This window comes from Bradyrhizobium diversitatis (assembly GCF_016031635.1).
Classification (GTDB): Bacteria; Pseudomonadota; Alphaproteobacteria; order Rhizobiales; family Xanthobacteraceae; genus Bradyrhizobium; species Bradyrhizobium diversitatis.
This window is the reverse complement of record NZ_JACEGD010000016.1, coordinates 68,020-81,884: the sequence shown is the minus strand read 5'-3', so window position 1 is coordinate 81,884 and position 13,865 is coordinate 68,020. Positions and strand designations below refer to the sequence as shown.

11 protein-coding genes are annotated in these 13,865 nt (G+C 64.2%); 2 read left to right on the top strand and 9 right to left on the bottom strand.

Features of this window, described 5'->3' with window-relative positions; genetic code table 11:
• Nucleotides 1-72: 72 nt before the first annotated feature.
• The 9 genes from cnbZ to H1B27_RS18725 all read right to left on the bottom strand — a co-directional run bounded on the left by cnbZ (nt 73) and on the right by H1B27_RS18725 (nt 11,012).
• Nucleotides 73-819: a 2-amino-5-chloromuconate deaminase CnbZ gene (cnbZ, locus tag H1B27_RS18765; protein WP_194388754.1), complete on the bottom strand. Its 747-nt coding sequence runs from the start codon at nt 817-819 to the stop codon at nt 73-75.
• Nucleotides 820-828: 9 nt separating this feature from the next.
• Nucleotides 829-2,079: an adenylate/guanylate cyclase domain-containing protein gene (locus H1B27_RS18760; protein WP_061878197.1), complete on the bottom strand. Its 1,251-nt coding sequence runs from the start codon at nt 2,077-2,079 to the stop codon at nt 829-831.
• On the bottom strand, nt 2,076-2,465 hold the full coding sequence (locus H1B27_RS18755; RefSeq protein WP_024340065.1) for a response regulator: 390 nt from the start codon (nt 2,463-2,465) through the stop codon (nt 2,076-2,078). The genes H1B27_RS18760 and H1B27_RS18755 overlap by 4 nt, the downstream gene beginning before the upstream one ends.
• Nucleotides 2,462-4,546: a sensor histidine kinase gene (locus H1B27_RS18750; RefSeq protein ID WP_197967061.1), complete on the bottom strand. Its 2,085-nt coding sequence runs from the start codon at nt 4,544-4,546 to the stop codon at nt 2,462-2,464. Before H1B27_RS18750 ends, H1B27_RS18755 begins: the two co-directional genes overlap by 4 nt.
• A 127-nt stretch (nt 4,547-4,673) precedes the next feature.
• Nucleotides 4,674-7,769 (bottom strand): MexW/MexI family multidrug efflux RND transporter permease subunit, encoded by a 3,096-nt coding sequence (locus H1B27_RS18745; RefSeq protein WP_061878198.1) that lies wholly within the window; start codon nt 7,767-7,769, stop codon nt 4,674-4,676.
• An 81-nt stretch (nt 7,770-7,850) separates the two neighbouring features.
• Nucleotides 7,851-9,041 (bottom strand): efflux RND transporter periplasmic adaptor subunit, encoded by a 1,191-nt coding sequence (locus tag H1B27_RS18740; protein ID WP_061878199.1) that lies wholly within the window; start codon nt 9,039-9,041, stop codon nt 7,851-7,853.
• A gap of 1 nt (nt 9,042) precedes the next feature.
• Complete coding sequence (locus H1B27_RS18735; RefSeq protein ID WP_061878200.1) at nt 9,043-9,744, bottom strand: TetR/AcrR family transcriptional regulator; 702 nt, start codon at nt 9,742-9,744, stop codon at nt 9,043-9,045.
• A gap of 138 nt (nt 9,745-9,882) precedes the next feature.
• Nucleotides 9,883-10,473 (bottom strand): thiamine pyrophosphate-dependent enzyme, encoded by a 591-nt coding sequence (locus H1B27_RS18730; RefSeq protein ID WP_197967060.1) that lies wholly within the window; start codon nt 10,471-10,473, stop codon nt 9,883-9,885.
• Nucleotides 10,470-11,012, bottom strand: a complete 543-nt coding sequence (locus H1B27_RS18725; protein WP_197967059.1) for a phosphonopyruvate decarboxylase — start codon at nt 11,010-11,012, stop codon at nt 10,470-10,472. The genes H1B27_RS18730 and H1B27_RS18725 overlap by 4 nt, the downstream gene beginning before the upstream one ends.
• 105 nt (nt 11,013-11,117) lie before the next feature.
• Between H1B27_RS18725 and H1B27_RS18720 the strand changes: the two genes are divergently transcribed.
• Both H1B27_RS18720 and rocD read left to right on the top strand, forming a co-directional pair.
• Nucleotides 11,118-12,338 carry a cytochrome P450 gene (locus H1B27_RS18720; RefSeq protein ID WP_197967058.1) on the top strand — a complete coding sequence of 407 codons (1,221 nt, stop codon included), beginning with the start codon at nt 11,118-11,120 and terminating at the stop codon, nt 12,336-12,338.
• A gap of 227 nt (nt 12,339-12,565) precedes the next feature.
• The gene (gene rocD / locus H1B27_RS18715) at nt 12,566-13,780 is read left to right on the top strand and encodes an ornithine--oxo-acid transaminase (protein WP_061878203.1); all 1,215 of its coding nucleotides are present in this window, start codon (nt 12,566-12,568) and stop codon (nt 13,778-13,780) included.
• Nucleotides 13,781-13,865 lie beyond the last annotated feature (85 nt).

Here is a 13,865-nt window from a genome sequence, read left to right as displayed (position 1 = left end):
AACGGGGCTCTAGATTCTTGGTTGGACGCGTTTTCTTGACGCGAACCGGTGTCCACTTCGCTCGAAAACGCTCTAGATCACAACCTCGCGCATCACGCGGCGGCAATCCATCTCGTATTCGAGATCGACGACCGGCGGCCGGGCAAAATGCCAGGTCAGGCCGGAGCGCAAGGCGCCGCGGCGGACCAGTTCGTCGACCAGCGCGTGGTGGAAGTCGTGCACGGAATAGGCCTGCACGCCGGTCGTGTCCTTCCAGCCGAAGCCGAAGGCGGCCATCCGGCTCTCCATCTGCGAGGTCGTGGTGAAGCGAACCTTTTCCCGCAAGCCTTCCGGACTGAGGTCGCGGTAGCGCACGGTGCGCTCGACATAGGTACCGCTACCCTCGCGTGCCTCCGCGCCGCCGGCGATGACGAAGCTGGGCGTGTTTGATCGCGTCGGTCGCGTGAAGGAGAATGCGTAGAAGGACGGCTCTGACGGCGGATCGATCTCCGGGCAGACATTGCTGCGCGCCACCGGATTGGTCGTGCCGTCAAAGATGCCCCACTCGGACAACGTCTTCACATAGTGCAGGTTGAACGCACGAAAGCCCTCCTCGCTGAAGGCCGCCGGCGAGCGCAGCTCGCAGGCACAGAATGCCGTCAATGGACGCCCCGCCTCCTGGATGAATTTTGCGGCCAGCGCAAATCCTTCAGCGAGCGGCACCAGGCGGTCGAACCGGACGCGTTCGATCTCATAACCCTCGTCCGCGACGGCGCCGGCGGAATACTGGAACACAGATGGAATGAAACGATAGTTTCCGGCGGAGAATTCGCGCGTCATGACGGACTCCTATTCCAATTGCATGCGAGTGCCCTTGGCGCCGTTGAGCAGACGCCTCAGGTGAAAACCGGCCAGCGGATCGTCGGCGTGCATCCCGACCAGCGCGGCAAAGGCCGGCATGGCGGCGGCATCGCCTGCCTCCATCTTGGCAAAAGCTTCGGAATATTGCGCCGTCGCCGGGGCTTCGAATTTCGCCTGGGGCAGCGGTTCGAACGCACGCAGCGGCTCGCTGCGCCCGCGCAGCATCAGGTCGCCCACGGGCCGACCATGGAAGTTCGCGGCCCCCTTGGCCACGCTGGCACTGACGCAGATACGCGTTCCAAGATACTTGTTGGCCGCCTCCAGCCGCGCTGCCGTATTGACGGTGTCGCCATAGGCCGTGTAGTCGAAGAAGCGGTTGCCGCCGAAATTGCCCACCAGCGCGGGGCCAGCATGGACACCGATGCGGGTGGTCCCGAAATTCACGCCCCTCGCCTTCCAGCGCGCCGAAAAGTCCTCCGCCCAGGCGTCGAGGTCATGGGCACAGGCGACTGCACGCGTCGCATAGTCCGGCTGGTCGCCGGGCGCATTGAACAGCACCTGGATCGCATCGCCGATGATCTTGGCGACCGTCCCCTCATGAGCGAAGACGATCTCGGTCATGCCGCCGAAATATTCGTTGAGAAGCTCGCCCAGTGTCTGCGGGGCCGCGGACTCGACCAGTGAGGTGAAGCCGGTGATGTCGGTGAAGAGGGTGGCGACATCGCGCCAATGCACCTCCATGCCGTCACCCTGGACATCCGCCGCCAAGCGCCTTGCGATCTCCGGCGAGAAGAAGCGCGACAGCGAGGCATAAGCGCGCTCGGCTTCCATCTGGCGCCGCCGCACTTCGCGCAGCATCTCCACATGACGAATGGTCTTCTCGATCGTGGTCTCCAGATCGGCGAAGTCGATCGGCTTGGTCAGGAAGTCGAAAGCGCCGCGGTTCATGGCGATGCGGATATTGCTCATGTCGCCATAAGCCGAGACGATGATGGTCGACTTCTTGTCCTCGGCCTCCTGGAGCCTCGCCAACAGCGACAGCCCATCCATCCGCGGCATGTTGATGTCGGAAACCACCATGTCGACTTGCGGGTTCAGCTCGAGCGACTCCAGCGCCTCCAGGCCGTCGCGCGCGAATATGAGAGCGAGCTTCCCATCGCGAATCTGCCTGCGGAATTTCTGCAGGATCAGCGCCTCGAGGTCAGGCTCGTCGTCGACGAAGAGGATGGTCGCAGTCATGCGGCTTGCTCGAGCCTCGTGTCGATCTCCTGCCGCAGCAGCGCGAAGTCGATCGGCTTGGTGAGAAGCCCGACGGCACCGCGCTCGATCGCCTTCCGGCGCGTCTCGGCGTCGCCGTAGGCCGTGATCATGATGACGGGCACATCCGGATGCGCGGCACGCACCTTCGGCAGCATGTCGAGCCCGCTCATGCCGGGCATGTTGATATCAGACAGGATCAGGATCAGTGAGGGATCGCGAACCTCGGCCGCGCGCTTCAGCGCCTCGGGGGCCGAGAGCGCGAACTCCATCTGGAAGCGGCCGGCGCGCAGGTCGCGCCGGAACTGTTGCCGAAACAGCGCCTCGACGTCGGGCTCGTCATCGACGACCAGGATGTAAACGTTCAAGACTTGCCTCCAAGTGTACTGCCAGGTGTGCTGTCAGGTGTGCTGTCAGTCGTGCCGCCTGTTGCCATCGCCCGCGGCAGGGTGACGATGAATTCGGTGAATACGCCGGGCTCGGTGTTCACGTCGATCGTGCCGCCGTGCTGTTTCACGATGATATCATGGCTCATGGACAGACCGAGCCCCGTCCCCTCGCCAGCCGGCTTGGTGGTGAAGAAGGGGTTGAACATCCTCTCCTTCACCTCGGGCGGAATCCCGGTGCCGTTGTCGCGGATCCGGATTTCGACGCTGCCGCCGAGATCCTTCGTTGTCGCGCTCAAGGTGGGCGCAAAGCTGTCCCCCTCGGTCTCCTTGCGCTTGGCCGCCGCGTAGAAGCCGTTCGAGATCAGGTTGAGGAAGACGCGCGTGATCTCCTGCGGATAAATGTCGACCATGCCGGCAGCGGGATCGAACGCGCGCTCGAGCGTGACGTTGAATGCCGGCCTTTCGGCCCGCGCGCCGTGATAGGCCAGATTGAGGCTTTCCTCCACAACCGCATTGATGTCGACGGCGCGATGCTCGCCGGAGCCTTCGCGTGAATGCAGCAGCATGTTCCGCACGATGGAATCGGCGCGTCTGCCGTGCTGCACCACCTTCTCGAGGTTGCCCCTGAGCATGCCGGTCAGCTCCTCGACCTCCTCCTTCGTCTTGCCGTCGAGAGCGGCGGATCGCAACGTTTCGTTGAGCTCGTCGATCAGCTCCGTCGACACTGCGGAGAAATTGTTGACGAAGTTGAGCGGGTTCTTGATCTCGTGAGCGATGCCGGCGGTGAGTTGGCCGAGAGACGCAAGCTTTTCGGTCTGGATCAGGCGGTTCTGCGCGGTGCGCAGATCGTTGAGGGATTGGCGGAGCTCCGCCGTCCGCTGCTCGACCTTGTTCTCGAGGTCGGCATAGGATTCCTGCAAGCGTGCACCCATGTCGTTGAACTGGTCGGCGAGCCCTTCAAGCTCGTCGCCGGTTCTAATCGAGATGCGCTGGGAGAAATCGCCGCCCCCGATCCGCTCGGCGCCGCTGCGCAGGGCCTGGATCGGCACGACCATGCGGCGCGCCAGGAAGATCCCGGCGAGCACCGCGAAAATCGATGCTGCGAGCAGCACGATCGCAAGCCGCTGCAATGAAGCATAGAGCGCGGCATAGGCCTCCTCGACCGGCAACTCGACGAACATGGTCCAATGCAGCGGCTCGATCGGGGCCGATGCGGTCAGCACCTGCTGGCCCTGGATGTTGCGCGCTTCGGAAAGCGCGCCGGGGACGGTACCGCTCCCGGCCAGCGCGGCACGTACCTGGGGGAGTCCGGACATGTCGGTATTTCGCAGGACGAGGCTGATGTCGGGATGCGCGATCAGTCGTCCCTCCGGACCGACCACGTAGGCGTGTCCGTGCTCGCCAACCTTGATTTGGGACACAACGTCCCAGATCAGCTTGAGATTGACCTCCGCGATGCTGACGCCGGCATCCTTGCGGGCGCCGGCCAGCGCCAGCGTCATGTAGGGCTCGGACTCCCGGCGGAAATAGACCGGGCCGTAATAAACCTTGTGCGCGACCGCCTCGGTGAACTTCGGGTCGGCCGACAGGTCGATCCCACTATCGAGCGCGTCCATCGCCAGCCGCGAGACCCGCAACCGCTCCTTGCCGGTCGAATCCACCTGGGCAAGTTCGGTGATGGCAGGCACCTGACGCAGGAGGCGCAGCGCATCGAACCGGCGCTGCTCGATCGAACTTCCCGACCAGGGCAGTTGCGTGGTCCAGCCGAGCTGGCTCTCGATCTCCTTGACGAACTGGCCGATCTTGGCCGCGGCCGCCTCGGCCTGCTCGTGCTGGACTCTGATCAGGGAAGCCTTGTGCTCGCGATAATAGAAGAAGACCTCGAACAAGCCATTGGCGAGCAAAGCGATGGCGACGACGGCCACGAACAGCGCGACGTATTTGGTGAACAGCCGCATCCTGATTCCGCGGCCCGCCGTTCCGCCGGACGCCGCCTTGCCTTGGGCCGCGCTCGGCAGCGGCCCGGCTCGAGGTGTGTCGGAGTGGACGGAAAGGCTCATCCCGCGGAACCTAGCAAGAAGACCGGACCTTGTCTCTCGCAAGCGCGGCAAAGGGTTTGCGAGAAACAAACGAAAGGGGCGGCAGCGGATGACCGCTGCCGCCCCTGGACTGGGTTGCCTTGCGGCCTCAGGTCGGCCGCAGCGCCTTGGAGCCGAGGTCGAGTTCGTTGACCTGCTTGTTCCGCTCCGAATCGGCCGCCGCGCGATGGTCGGTCGCCAGCACCACATAGACCGCCGGCAGCACGAACAGCGTGAACAGCGTGCCGATCGACATGCCCGCCACGACGACCAGACCGATCGAGAAACGGCTGGCCGCACCTGCGCCGGTCGCGGTCAGGAGCGGGATCAGGCCGGTGACCATGGCGGCCGTCGTCATCAGGATCGGCCGCAAGCGGATGCGGGCCGACATTTCGATGGCGGAGCGGCGGTCGAGCCGCTCTTTGACCTGGAGCTCGTTGGCGAACTCCACCATCAGGATGCCGTGCTTGGTGATCAGGCCGACCAGGGTGAGCAGACCGACCTGGGTATAGATGTTCATGGTCGCCGCGCCGAAGAACAGCGGGATCAGCGCGCCGACGATCGCCATCGGCACCGAGATCATGATCACCAGCGGGTCGCGGAGGCTCTCGAACTGCGCGGCCAGCACCAGGAAGATGATGATCAGCGCAAAGCCGAAGGTGATCGCGAGCTGATTGCCTTCCTGCACATATTGCCGGGAGTCGGCCAGATAGTCGTGGCTGAAGCCCTGCGGCAGCTTCTTGGCCTCGCCTTCGAGGAAGTCCACCGCCGCACCGACGGTCACACCCGGCATCGGCACCGCCGAGAACGTCGCCGAATTGAGCTGGTTGAAGTGAGTCAGCGAATTCGGGTCGGTCTTGGTTTCAATGGACACCACCGTCGACAGAGGTAGCTGCTGGCCGGTATTGGTCGTCACATAGTAGCCGCCGAGCGATTCCGGCGACAGCCGCTTGGCGCGCGGCACCTGCGGAATCACCTGGTAGGACCGGCCCTCGAGATTGAAGCGGTTGATGTAGTTGCCGCCGAGCAGCACCGCGAGCGTAGCGCCGAGGTTCTGCATGTTGACGCCGAGATCCTGTGCCTTGGTGCGGTCGATCGTCACCGTCACGTTCGGCTGGTTGTAGGCGAGGTCGCTGTCGGAGACGATGAACATGCCGCTCTTGCGCGCAGCTTCCTTCAGCTTCTCCATCTGCTCATAGACCGTCTGGAACCCGGCGGTGGAGTTGATCACCATCTGGATCGGCAGGCCGCCCGGGCCGCCCGGCAGCGGCGGCAGGTTGAAGGCGAAGGCCTGCACGCCCTCGATCTTGGAGAGTTCGGCCTGCACCAGCGGCTTGAGCTGGATCGACGAACGCGTGCGCTCGTCCCAGGGCTTGAGCAGCATGCCGGCGATGCCGCCCTGCGGGCCGTTGATGCCGTTCAGCACGAAGCGCAGGTCGGTCTCGGGGAATTTCGCGAATTCCTTGTCGAGCTTTTCGCCGTAGAAATCGAGATAATCGATGTTGGCGTATTTCGGGGCCTTGGTCACCGCGAACACGATGCCCTGGTCTTCTTCGGGGGCCAGCTCCTTCGAAGTATGCATGTAGAGGAAGCCGACCAGCCCGAGGATCGTCACCGCGAACAGGCCGGTGATGGCCTTGTAGTCGAGCGAGCGATCGAGCTTGCGGCCATACCAGCGCGTCATCGCGCCGAACACCCGGTTCACGAGCTTCGCGAAACGGCCTTCCTCGGTGTTCTTCAGCAGCATCGAGCACATCATCGGCGACAATGTCAGCGCGATCACGCCCGACACGATCACCGAGCCCGCGAGGGTGAAGGCGAATTCGCGGAACAGCGAGCCGGTGAGGCCGCCGAGGAAGCCGATCGGCGCGTACACCGCCGCGAGCGTGATCGTCATCGAGATGACGGGACCCACGATCTCGCGCGCACCTTGCAGCGAGGCCTGAACCGGTGTTTTGCCCTCCTCAAGGTGGCGATGGATGTTCTCCACCACGACGATGGCGTCGTCGACGACGAGGCCGATCGCCAGCACCATCGCAAGCAGGGTCAGGAGATTGAAGCTGAAGCCCAGCGCCAGCATCAGGGTGCAGACACCGATCATCGACAGCGGAATGGTGACGACGGGAATGATGACCGACCGCAGCGAAGCCAGGAACAGGAAGATGACCACGATCACGATGATCACGGCTTCGCCCAGCGTCTTCTCCACCTCGTCGATCGAGGACTGGATGAACTTGGTGGAGTCGTAGGCGACCTTCATCTTCATCGACGGCGGCAAATTCCGCTCGAGTTCAGGGAACAGCGCGCGCACACCCTTGACCAGCGTCAGCGGGTTGCCCTGCGGCGTTGCCTGCACGCCGATGAAGATCGCGTGCTCGCCATTGAAGGCGACGCTGGCGTCCGTGCTCTGGGCGGCAAGCTCGACGGTGGCGATATCCTCCATCCGCACGAAGCCGCCGTCCTTGGCCTTGACGATCATCTTCTTGAACTGGTTGACGTCGGTGAGGCCGGTATTCGTCGAGACGTTCGAGACGATGAGATAGCCCTTGGTCTGGCCCGCCGCTGACTGGAAGTTGTTGGCGGTGATTGCCGCGGCGACGTCGGCCGGCGACACGTTGCGGCCGGCCATCTTCACGGGATCGAGCCAAAGACGCATCGCGAAGGTCTGGCCGCCGAGAATGTCGGCCGAGGCGACGCCGTCGACGGTCGACAGCACCGGCTGCACCACGCGCGTCAGATAGTCGGAGATCGCCGAACCGGACAGCTCCTCGGACGAGAAGCCGAGATACATCACGGCCGTGGTCTGGCCGGTGGTCTTGGTGACGATCGGGTCGTTGGATTCCTTCGGAATCAGGTACTTCACCGAGTTCGTCTTCGCCAGCACCTCGGTGAGCGCCTGGTTCGGATCGAAATTCAGCTTGATGTAGACCTGAATCGTCGACGTGCCGAGCACGGAGGACGAGGTGATGTAGTCGACGCCCTCGGCGGAGGCGACTGCCTGCTCGATCGGCGTGGTGATGAAGCCCTGGATCAGGTCCGCGGACGCGCCGGGATAGACGGTCGTGATGTTGATGACCGTGTTCGACAGCTTCGGGTATTGCCGGATCGGCAGCACCATCGCCGCGCGCAGGCCGATCAGCAGGATCAGCAGGCTGACGACGACCGACAGGACCGGGCGCTTGATGAAAATATCGGTAAGGGCCATCGCGGCGATCTCGATTTCCGATCTGGATTTCTAGGTCTCAAGAGACGTGATCCGGCGGGGCCGGATCACGTGAGGATGTTGTCAATAGCGCGGCGGCTGCGCCGGGATCGGCGGAGTCGGGTCGGTCGAAATCGATACCGGTGCACCCGATTGCAGCTTGAGCTGGCCGAGGGCGACGACCTTGTCGCCCGCTTTCAGGCCCTTGAGGATCTCGACGCGACCATCGACACGGTTGCCGGTCTGCACGAAGGTGCGCACCGCCGAGAGGCTGGTCTTGCCGTCCGCTTCCTTCTTCTCGGCGATCACGAACACCGAGTCGCCGTACAGGGTGTAGTCGACCGCCGTCTCGGGCACGGTGATCACGGCCGGCTTGTCCGGCAGCACGACCGTGGTAGTCACGAACATGCCGGGCTTGAGGATCTTCTCCGGATTGGCGATCGTCGCCTGCACGCGGATGTTGCGGGTATCGGTCGCGATCTGCGGCTCGATCGTGGTGATCTTGCCCTCGAAGGTGCGGCCCGGATAGGCATCGACCTTCAGCCGGACGGTCTGGCCGACCTTGAGGTTGCCGGAATCCTTTTCCGTCACCGTGAAGTTGGCCCACAGCTCCGACAGATCGGTCAACGACACGATCGCCGTACCTGCCGTCAGGTATTGGCCGACCTCGACCTTGCGCATGCCGAGATCGCCGGAGAACGGCGCGCGCACCAGCTTCTGCGAGATCAACGCGTCGGTCTTGGCGATGCCGGCCTGCGCCTGGTCGTAGGAGGCCTGCGCGGCATCGACGGTCGCCTGCGGACCGAACTGGCGCGCGGCCAGTTGCTTGGCGCGGTCAAGCGACAGCTGCGCGACGGTCGCCTGCGCCTTGTAATTGGCGAGGTCGCCCTGCTCCGGCGCGTCGAACAGCTGCACCAGCGGCGTGCCGGCCTCGACGCGCGTACCCGGCTCGAACTTGATCTCCGTGACGCGGCCGTTGACGTCGGCGCTGACGTCGACCTGATGCACGGCGACAAGGCTGCCGACCGCGGTGAGCAGGTTCGGCACCACCTCGGACTTCGCCTCGGCCGCGCTGACGGCCGTCGGCGGCGGCTTGTTGTTGGCGAAGAACTGCTGAATCATCTGGCCGCGGAAATAGTTGAACCAGACGAGTCCACCGACCAGCGCGGCGAGAAGCGTGCCGACGATGATGAACCAGAGCACCGGCCGGACCGGACGCTTGGGAGCCTTGTCGATCGGTTCGCCCGAAATCTTGTGTTCGGTTACGATGTTCATGTCATGCACTTTCTGCAATCGCCGCCTTGCCGGCATCCGCGGCCTGATCGCGGCCCAGATGCGAAGCAATTGCGGCGTCGTTAAGTCCGATACCCCTCAGGAGAAACTCACAGAGCTGCCGCTCCAGGTCGTTCGCCTTGCCGTAAGCGAGACAAGGCGTGGCCGGCAGCCTGGTCAGCGCCGCGGTCATCACCGCATGATGCGCAAACCAGAACAGGTTGAGCGGATCGCCAGCGTAGGGCCGCGCATCCCCGGCGGCCACGGCGCGCTCGAGCGAGCCGACAAAAGCCGCCCCAATCAATGTCTCGATCTTGGCATATAGCAAACGCGCGAATTCGCCGTCATCCAGATGGCTCGTGGCCATCAGCCGCAGGCGCTGCGCCTCTTCCTGATCGGGACCGTCAGCAATGTGCAGGAAATGCCCGACCATCCTGCGGATCACCTCGACCAGCGTGGCGGTCGAGGGCTCCCGCTCGAGAAGCTCGATGAACGCCGGATCCGCTTCGCATTCGTCGCTGAGGATTTCTGCATAGAGCGCGGCCTTGGACGGGAAATGCTTGAACAGCAGCGCCTCGGAAATGGCAGCGGCGGCCGCCACGCTCTTCGTCGTGGTGCCGGTGTAACCATGTCGGGCAAAGCAGCGCTTTGCGGCGCCGAGGATCAATTGACGCCTCAGGTCACTCGTCATACGCAATGAGCTCATGGTGGGTGAGTAAACACTCACCCACGCAGAAGTCAAGCACTATGTTGCATCGCAACCTGAATGCGTTGCAAATTCAGGGGAAATTCGCCCCACCACTCGGGCTGCTTGCAGGGCGCCCGCTCTGAGAACAGCGCCTCGCTAGATCGGCTGGAAGCCGAGGTCGCCGCGGATCCGGTTGAGGATGTAGGTCCCATCCCGGCTTGGCAGGATCCGCTCCAGGCTGGCGCTGTCGATCTTCACATTGGCAAAGCGCGGGCCGGCGGAAACGTCGTGGACGGCTTTGGCAAAGGCCTCGACCTCGGCCATGGTCGTGACGGCCTGGCTGTCCGCAATGCCACATGACTTGGCGATGCCGACAAGGTCGGCGGCGGCCGAGGTGTGGCTGGTCTGCCCGCCAGTCTCGCCATAGGCCTCGTTGTCCAGCACTGCGATCGACAGATTGGGCGGCATTTGCAGGCCGATGGTGGCAAGGCTGCCCATCCCCATCAGCATTTCGCCGTCCCCGGTGATGACCAGCACCGGCAGCTTCGGCTGCGCCAGAGCGAGGCCGAGCCCGATCATCGCGGCGCCGCCCATGCCGCCCCACAGGTAGAAATTGCGGGCATGGTCGCCGGCGGCGCACATGTCGTTGGTGGAGGCGCCGAGGCCGCCGATCGCGACGACGTCCTTGCGGTCCGCGAGCAGCGCGGACACCACCTGGCGGCGGTCGAGGAGATTGGCCTTGCTCATTTGGTGAAAACCTTGGCGCCGATCAGGCGCTGCGACAGAAGGACGGCAGTCGGGGTGAGCGCGTTGTAAGCCTGCGCCGCGGCCGCTTCGAGCACCGCGGGCACCTCGGCGGCATTCGAGGCGCGCAGCACCTTGACGCCGGAGAGCTCGAATACGCCCTGCGTGGTCGATCCCATCGGCACCTGCCACGGATTGAACTCGCCCCATTCGCCGCGCATGGTGACGAGCGTGAGGAACGGAAAGCGCAGGATCGGGATCAGCGACAGCATGTTGATGCAATTGCCGACGCCGCTCGACTGCATCAGCAGCACGCCACGCTGTCCGCCGGCCCAGGCGCCGGCGAGCAGCGCCACCCCTTCCTCCTCCGTCGTCAGCGGAATGCCGCGCATCGTGGAGGAGTCCAGCACGCACTGGATCAGCCTGGAATGGCCGGCGTCCGGCACATAAGGCACCTGCCGGACGTCGAAGCGCTGCAATGTCGCGAAGATATCGTCGGGCCAGTTCGGGGCCGTGTCGGCAGCGTCAGCGCGTGCGTGCATTTTCCTGTCCGGTCGGCTAGCAAGGTGCAAAGACTGTAGACGCATGCATGCGCCGACCAGAACAACAAAAACGGCATATCGGCTTTAACCGGCGAGTATAACGGGATGAACGCAGATGCGAAGGCGCTGGCGGCCAGCTTCGACCTCGAGAAGCTGACGCCGGAGTTCTACGACGACCCCTACCCGACCTATCGTGCACTGCGGGAGAACGAGCCGGTCAAGCGCCTGCCGAACGGCACCGTGTTCCTGACCCGTTACGACGACCTCGTCACCACCTACAAGAACACCAAATCGTTCAGCTCGGACAAGAAGCGCGAGTTCGCGCCGAAATACGGCGACACCCCGCTCTACGAGCACCACACCACCAGTCTCGTCTTCAACGACCCGCCGTCCCATACCCGCGTGCGCCGCCTGATCATGGGGGCGCTGTCGCCGCGCGCGATCGCGGGCATGGAGGCCGACCTCATCAAGCTGGTCGACGGCCTGCTCGACACCATCGCCGCCAAGGGCGCTTTCGAGCTGATCGAGGATTTCGCGGCCTCCATTCCCATCGAGGTGATCGGCAATCTGCTCGACGTTCCCCACGAGGAACGCGGGCCGCTGCGCGACTGGTCGCTGGCGATCCTCGGCGCGCTCGAACCCGTGGTGTCGCCCGAGGTAGGCGCGCGCGGCAACAAGGCCGTGGCGGACTTCCTCGCCTATCTGCAGACGCTGGTGGCGCGGCGGCGCGCAAAGCCGGGCAACCCCGAGCGCGACGTGCTGACGCGGCTGATCCAGGGAGAGGAGAACGGCGAGCGGCTGAGCGAGAAGGAGCTGCTGCACAATTGCATCTTCCTGCTCAACGCCGGGCACGAGACCACCACCAATTTGATCGGCAACGGCCTCGTGGCGCTGGACCGTCATCCCGACCAGAAGCAGCGGCTGATCGACAACCCCGACATGATCAAGACGGCGCTCGAGGAGATGCTGCGCTATGAGAGCTCGAACCAGCTCGGCAATCGCATGACCACGGAGCGCGTCGAGCTCGGCGGCGTCGTGCTCGATGCCGGCACGTCGGTGACGCTGTGCATTGGCGCGGCCAACCGCGATCCCGCGCAGTTTCCAGACCCGGAGCGCTTCGATATTGCGCGCACGCCGAACCGGCACCTCGCCTTCGCCACCGGCGCACATCAATGCGCCGGCATGGCGCTGGCGCGGCTGGAAGGCGCGATCGCGATCTCGCGCTTCCTGGCGCGCTTCCCGAACTATGCCGTGAGCGGGCAGCCGGTCCGGGGCGGACGGGTCCGGTTCCGCGGGTTCTTGAGCGTGCCCTGCGCGATCGACTGAGGGGTCCAGAGCAAAATGTCGAAAACAACCCCATGCACAGTAGAGGGCGTGTCGGCGAACGAGGCCCTGTGGTTCCGCAGAACCATCTGACATTTCGAGCAGATCGGGCCCCACCACGCGATCGGGGCATGAAGGCTTCCAAGACGGCAGAGCGATACCCAAATCAGGTTGAGGGCCGCCGGAGCGGTCGGTTGACGCCGGCGCGCAGCAATGGAGAGAGACGACAGATGAGCGCGTCGGTCATTGATCTCATCGCAACGGAAGCACGCTTTGGCGCCCATAATTACGCGCCGATCGGGGTCGTCCTGTCACGCGGCGAAGGTGTCTGGGTCTGGGATACCGAAGGCAACCGCTATCTCGATTGCCTCTCGGCCTATTCGGCGGTCAGCCAGGGCCACTGCCACCCCAAGATCCTGGCGGCGATGATCGAACAGGCGCACAGGCTGACGCTCACCTCGAGGGCCTTCCACAACGACCAGCTCGCCCTGTTCTACGAAGAGATCGCCGCGCTCACCGGCTCCCACAAGGTGCTGCCGATGAACAGCGGCGCCGAGGCGGTCGAAAGCGCGATCAAGGCGGTTCGCAAATGGGGCTACGAGGTGAAGGGCGTGCCGGACGGTGCGGCCGAGATCATCGTCTGCGCCAACAATTTTCACGGGCGCACGCTTGGCATCGTCGGCTTTTCAACCGACCCTGAGACACGCACACATTTCGGGCCGTTCGCGCCTGGCTTCAAGATCATCCCGTTCGGCGACGCCGCGGCGCTGGAGGAGGCGATCACCCCAAACACGGTCGCCTTTCTGGTCGAGCCGATCCAGGGCGAAGCCGGCGTCATCATTCCTCCGGCCGGCTACTTCACTGAGGTGCGCCAGCTCTGCATCGCAAACAACGTGATGCTGGTGCTCGACGAGATCCAGACCGGGCTCGGTCGCACCGGTAAACTGCTCGCCGAACAGCACGAGGGAATCGAGGCGGACGTGACGCTGCTCGGCAAGGCCCTGTCCGGTGGCTTCTATCCGGTGTCGGCCGTGCTCTCGAACAACGACGTGCTCGGGACTTTGCGACCCGGGCAGCATGGCTCGACCTTTGGCGGCAACCCGCTTGCCTGCGCCGTGGCCCGCGCAGCGATACGCGTGCTGGTCGAGGAAGGCATGATCGAGAACGCGGCCAGGCAGGGCGAGCGCTTTCTGAAAGGCTTGCAAGACATTCGTGCGAATACGATCCGCGAGGTTCGCGGGCGCGGCTTGATGCTGGCGGTCGAGTTGCATCCCGAAGCTGGCCGCGCTCGCCGCTACTGCGAGGCGCTTCAGGGCAAGGGCATCCTCGCCAAGGATACCCATGAGCAAACGATCCGCATCGCCCCGCCGTTGGTGATCACAAGCGACCAGGTCGACTGGGCGCTGGAGCGGCTCGCCACCACCCTGACGCAGGACTTCTCCTGAGACTGCCTGCGTCCGAAGATCGCATGCCGGCCGCCGCCAGCAACGAACGATTCCGCAACCTGCGCGTTGAAACGTTGTGGGCGAT

Coding starts and splice junctions, on each gene's coding strand:
- cnbZ (WP_194388754.1), bottom strand. CDS start 819: ATGACGCGCGAATTCTCCGCCGGAAACTATCGTTTCATTCCATCTGTG.
- H1B27_RS18760 (WP_061878197.1), bottom strand. CDS start 2,079: ATGACTGCGACCATCCTCTTCGTCGACGACGAGCCTGACCTCGAGGCG.
- H1B27_RS18750 (WP_197967061.1), bottom strand. CDS start 4,546: ATGAGCCTTTCCGTCCACTCCGACACACCTCGAGCCGGGCCGCTGCCG.
- H1B27_RS18745 (WP_061878198.1), bottom strand. CDS start 7,769: ATGGCCCTTACCGATATTTTCATCAAGCGCCCGGTCCTGTCGGTCGTC.
- H1B27_RS18740 (WP_061878199.1), bottom strand. CDS start 9,041: ATGAACATCGTAACCGAACACAAGATTTCGGGCGAACCGATCGACAAG.
- H1B27_RS18735 (WP_061878200.1), bottom strand. CDS start 9,744: ATGAGCTCATTGCGTATGACGAGTGACCTGAGGCGTCAATTGATCCTC.
- H1B27_RS18730 (WP_197967060.1), bottom strand. CDS start 10,473: ATGAGCAAGGCCAATCTCCTCGACCGCCGCCAGGTGGTGTCCGCGCTG.
- H1B27_RS18725 (WP_197967059.1), bottom strand. CDS start 11,012: ATGCACGCACGCGCTGACGCTGCCGACACGGCCCCGAACTGGCCCGAC.
- H1B27_RS18720 (WP_197967058.1), top strand. CDS start 11,118: ATGAACGCAGATGCGAAGGCGCTGGCGGCCAGCTTCGACCTCGAGAAG.
- rocD (WP_061878203.1), top strand. CDS start 12,566: ATGAGCGCGTCGGTCATTGATCTCATCGCAACGGAAGCACGCTTTGGC.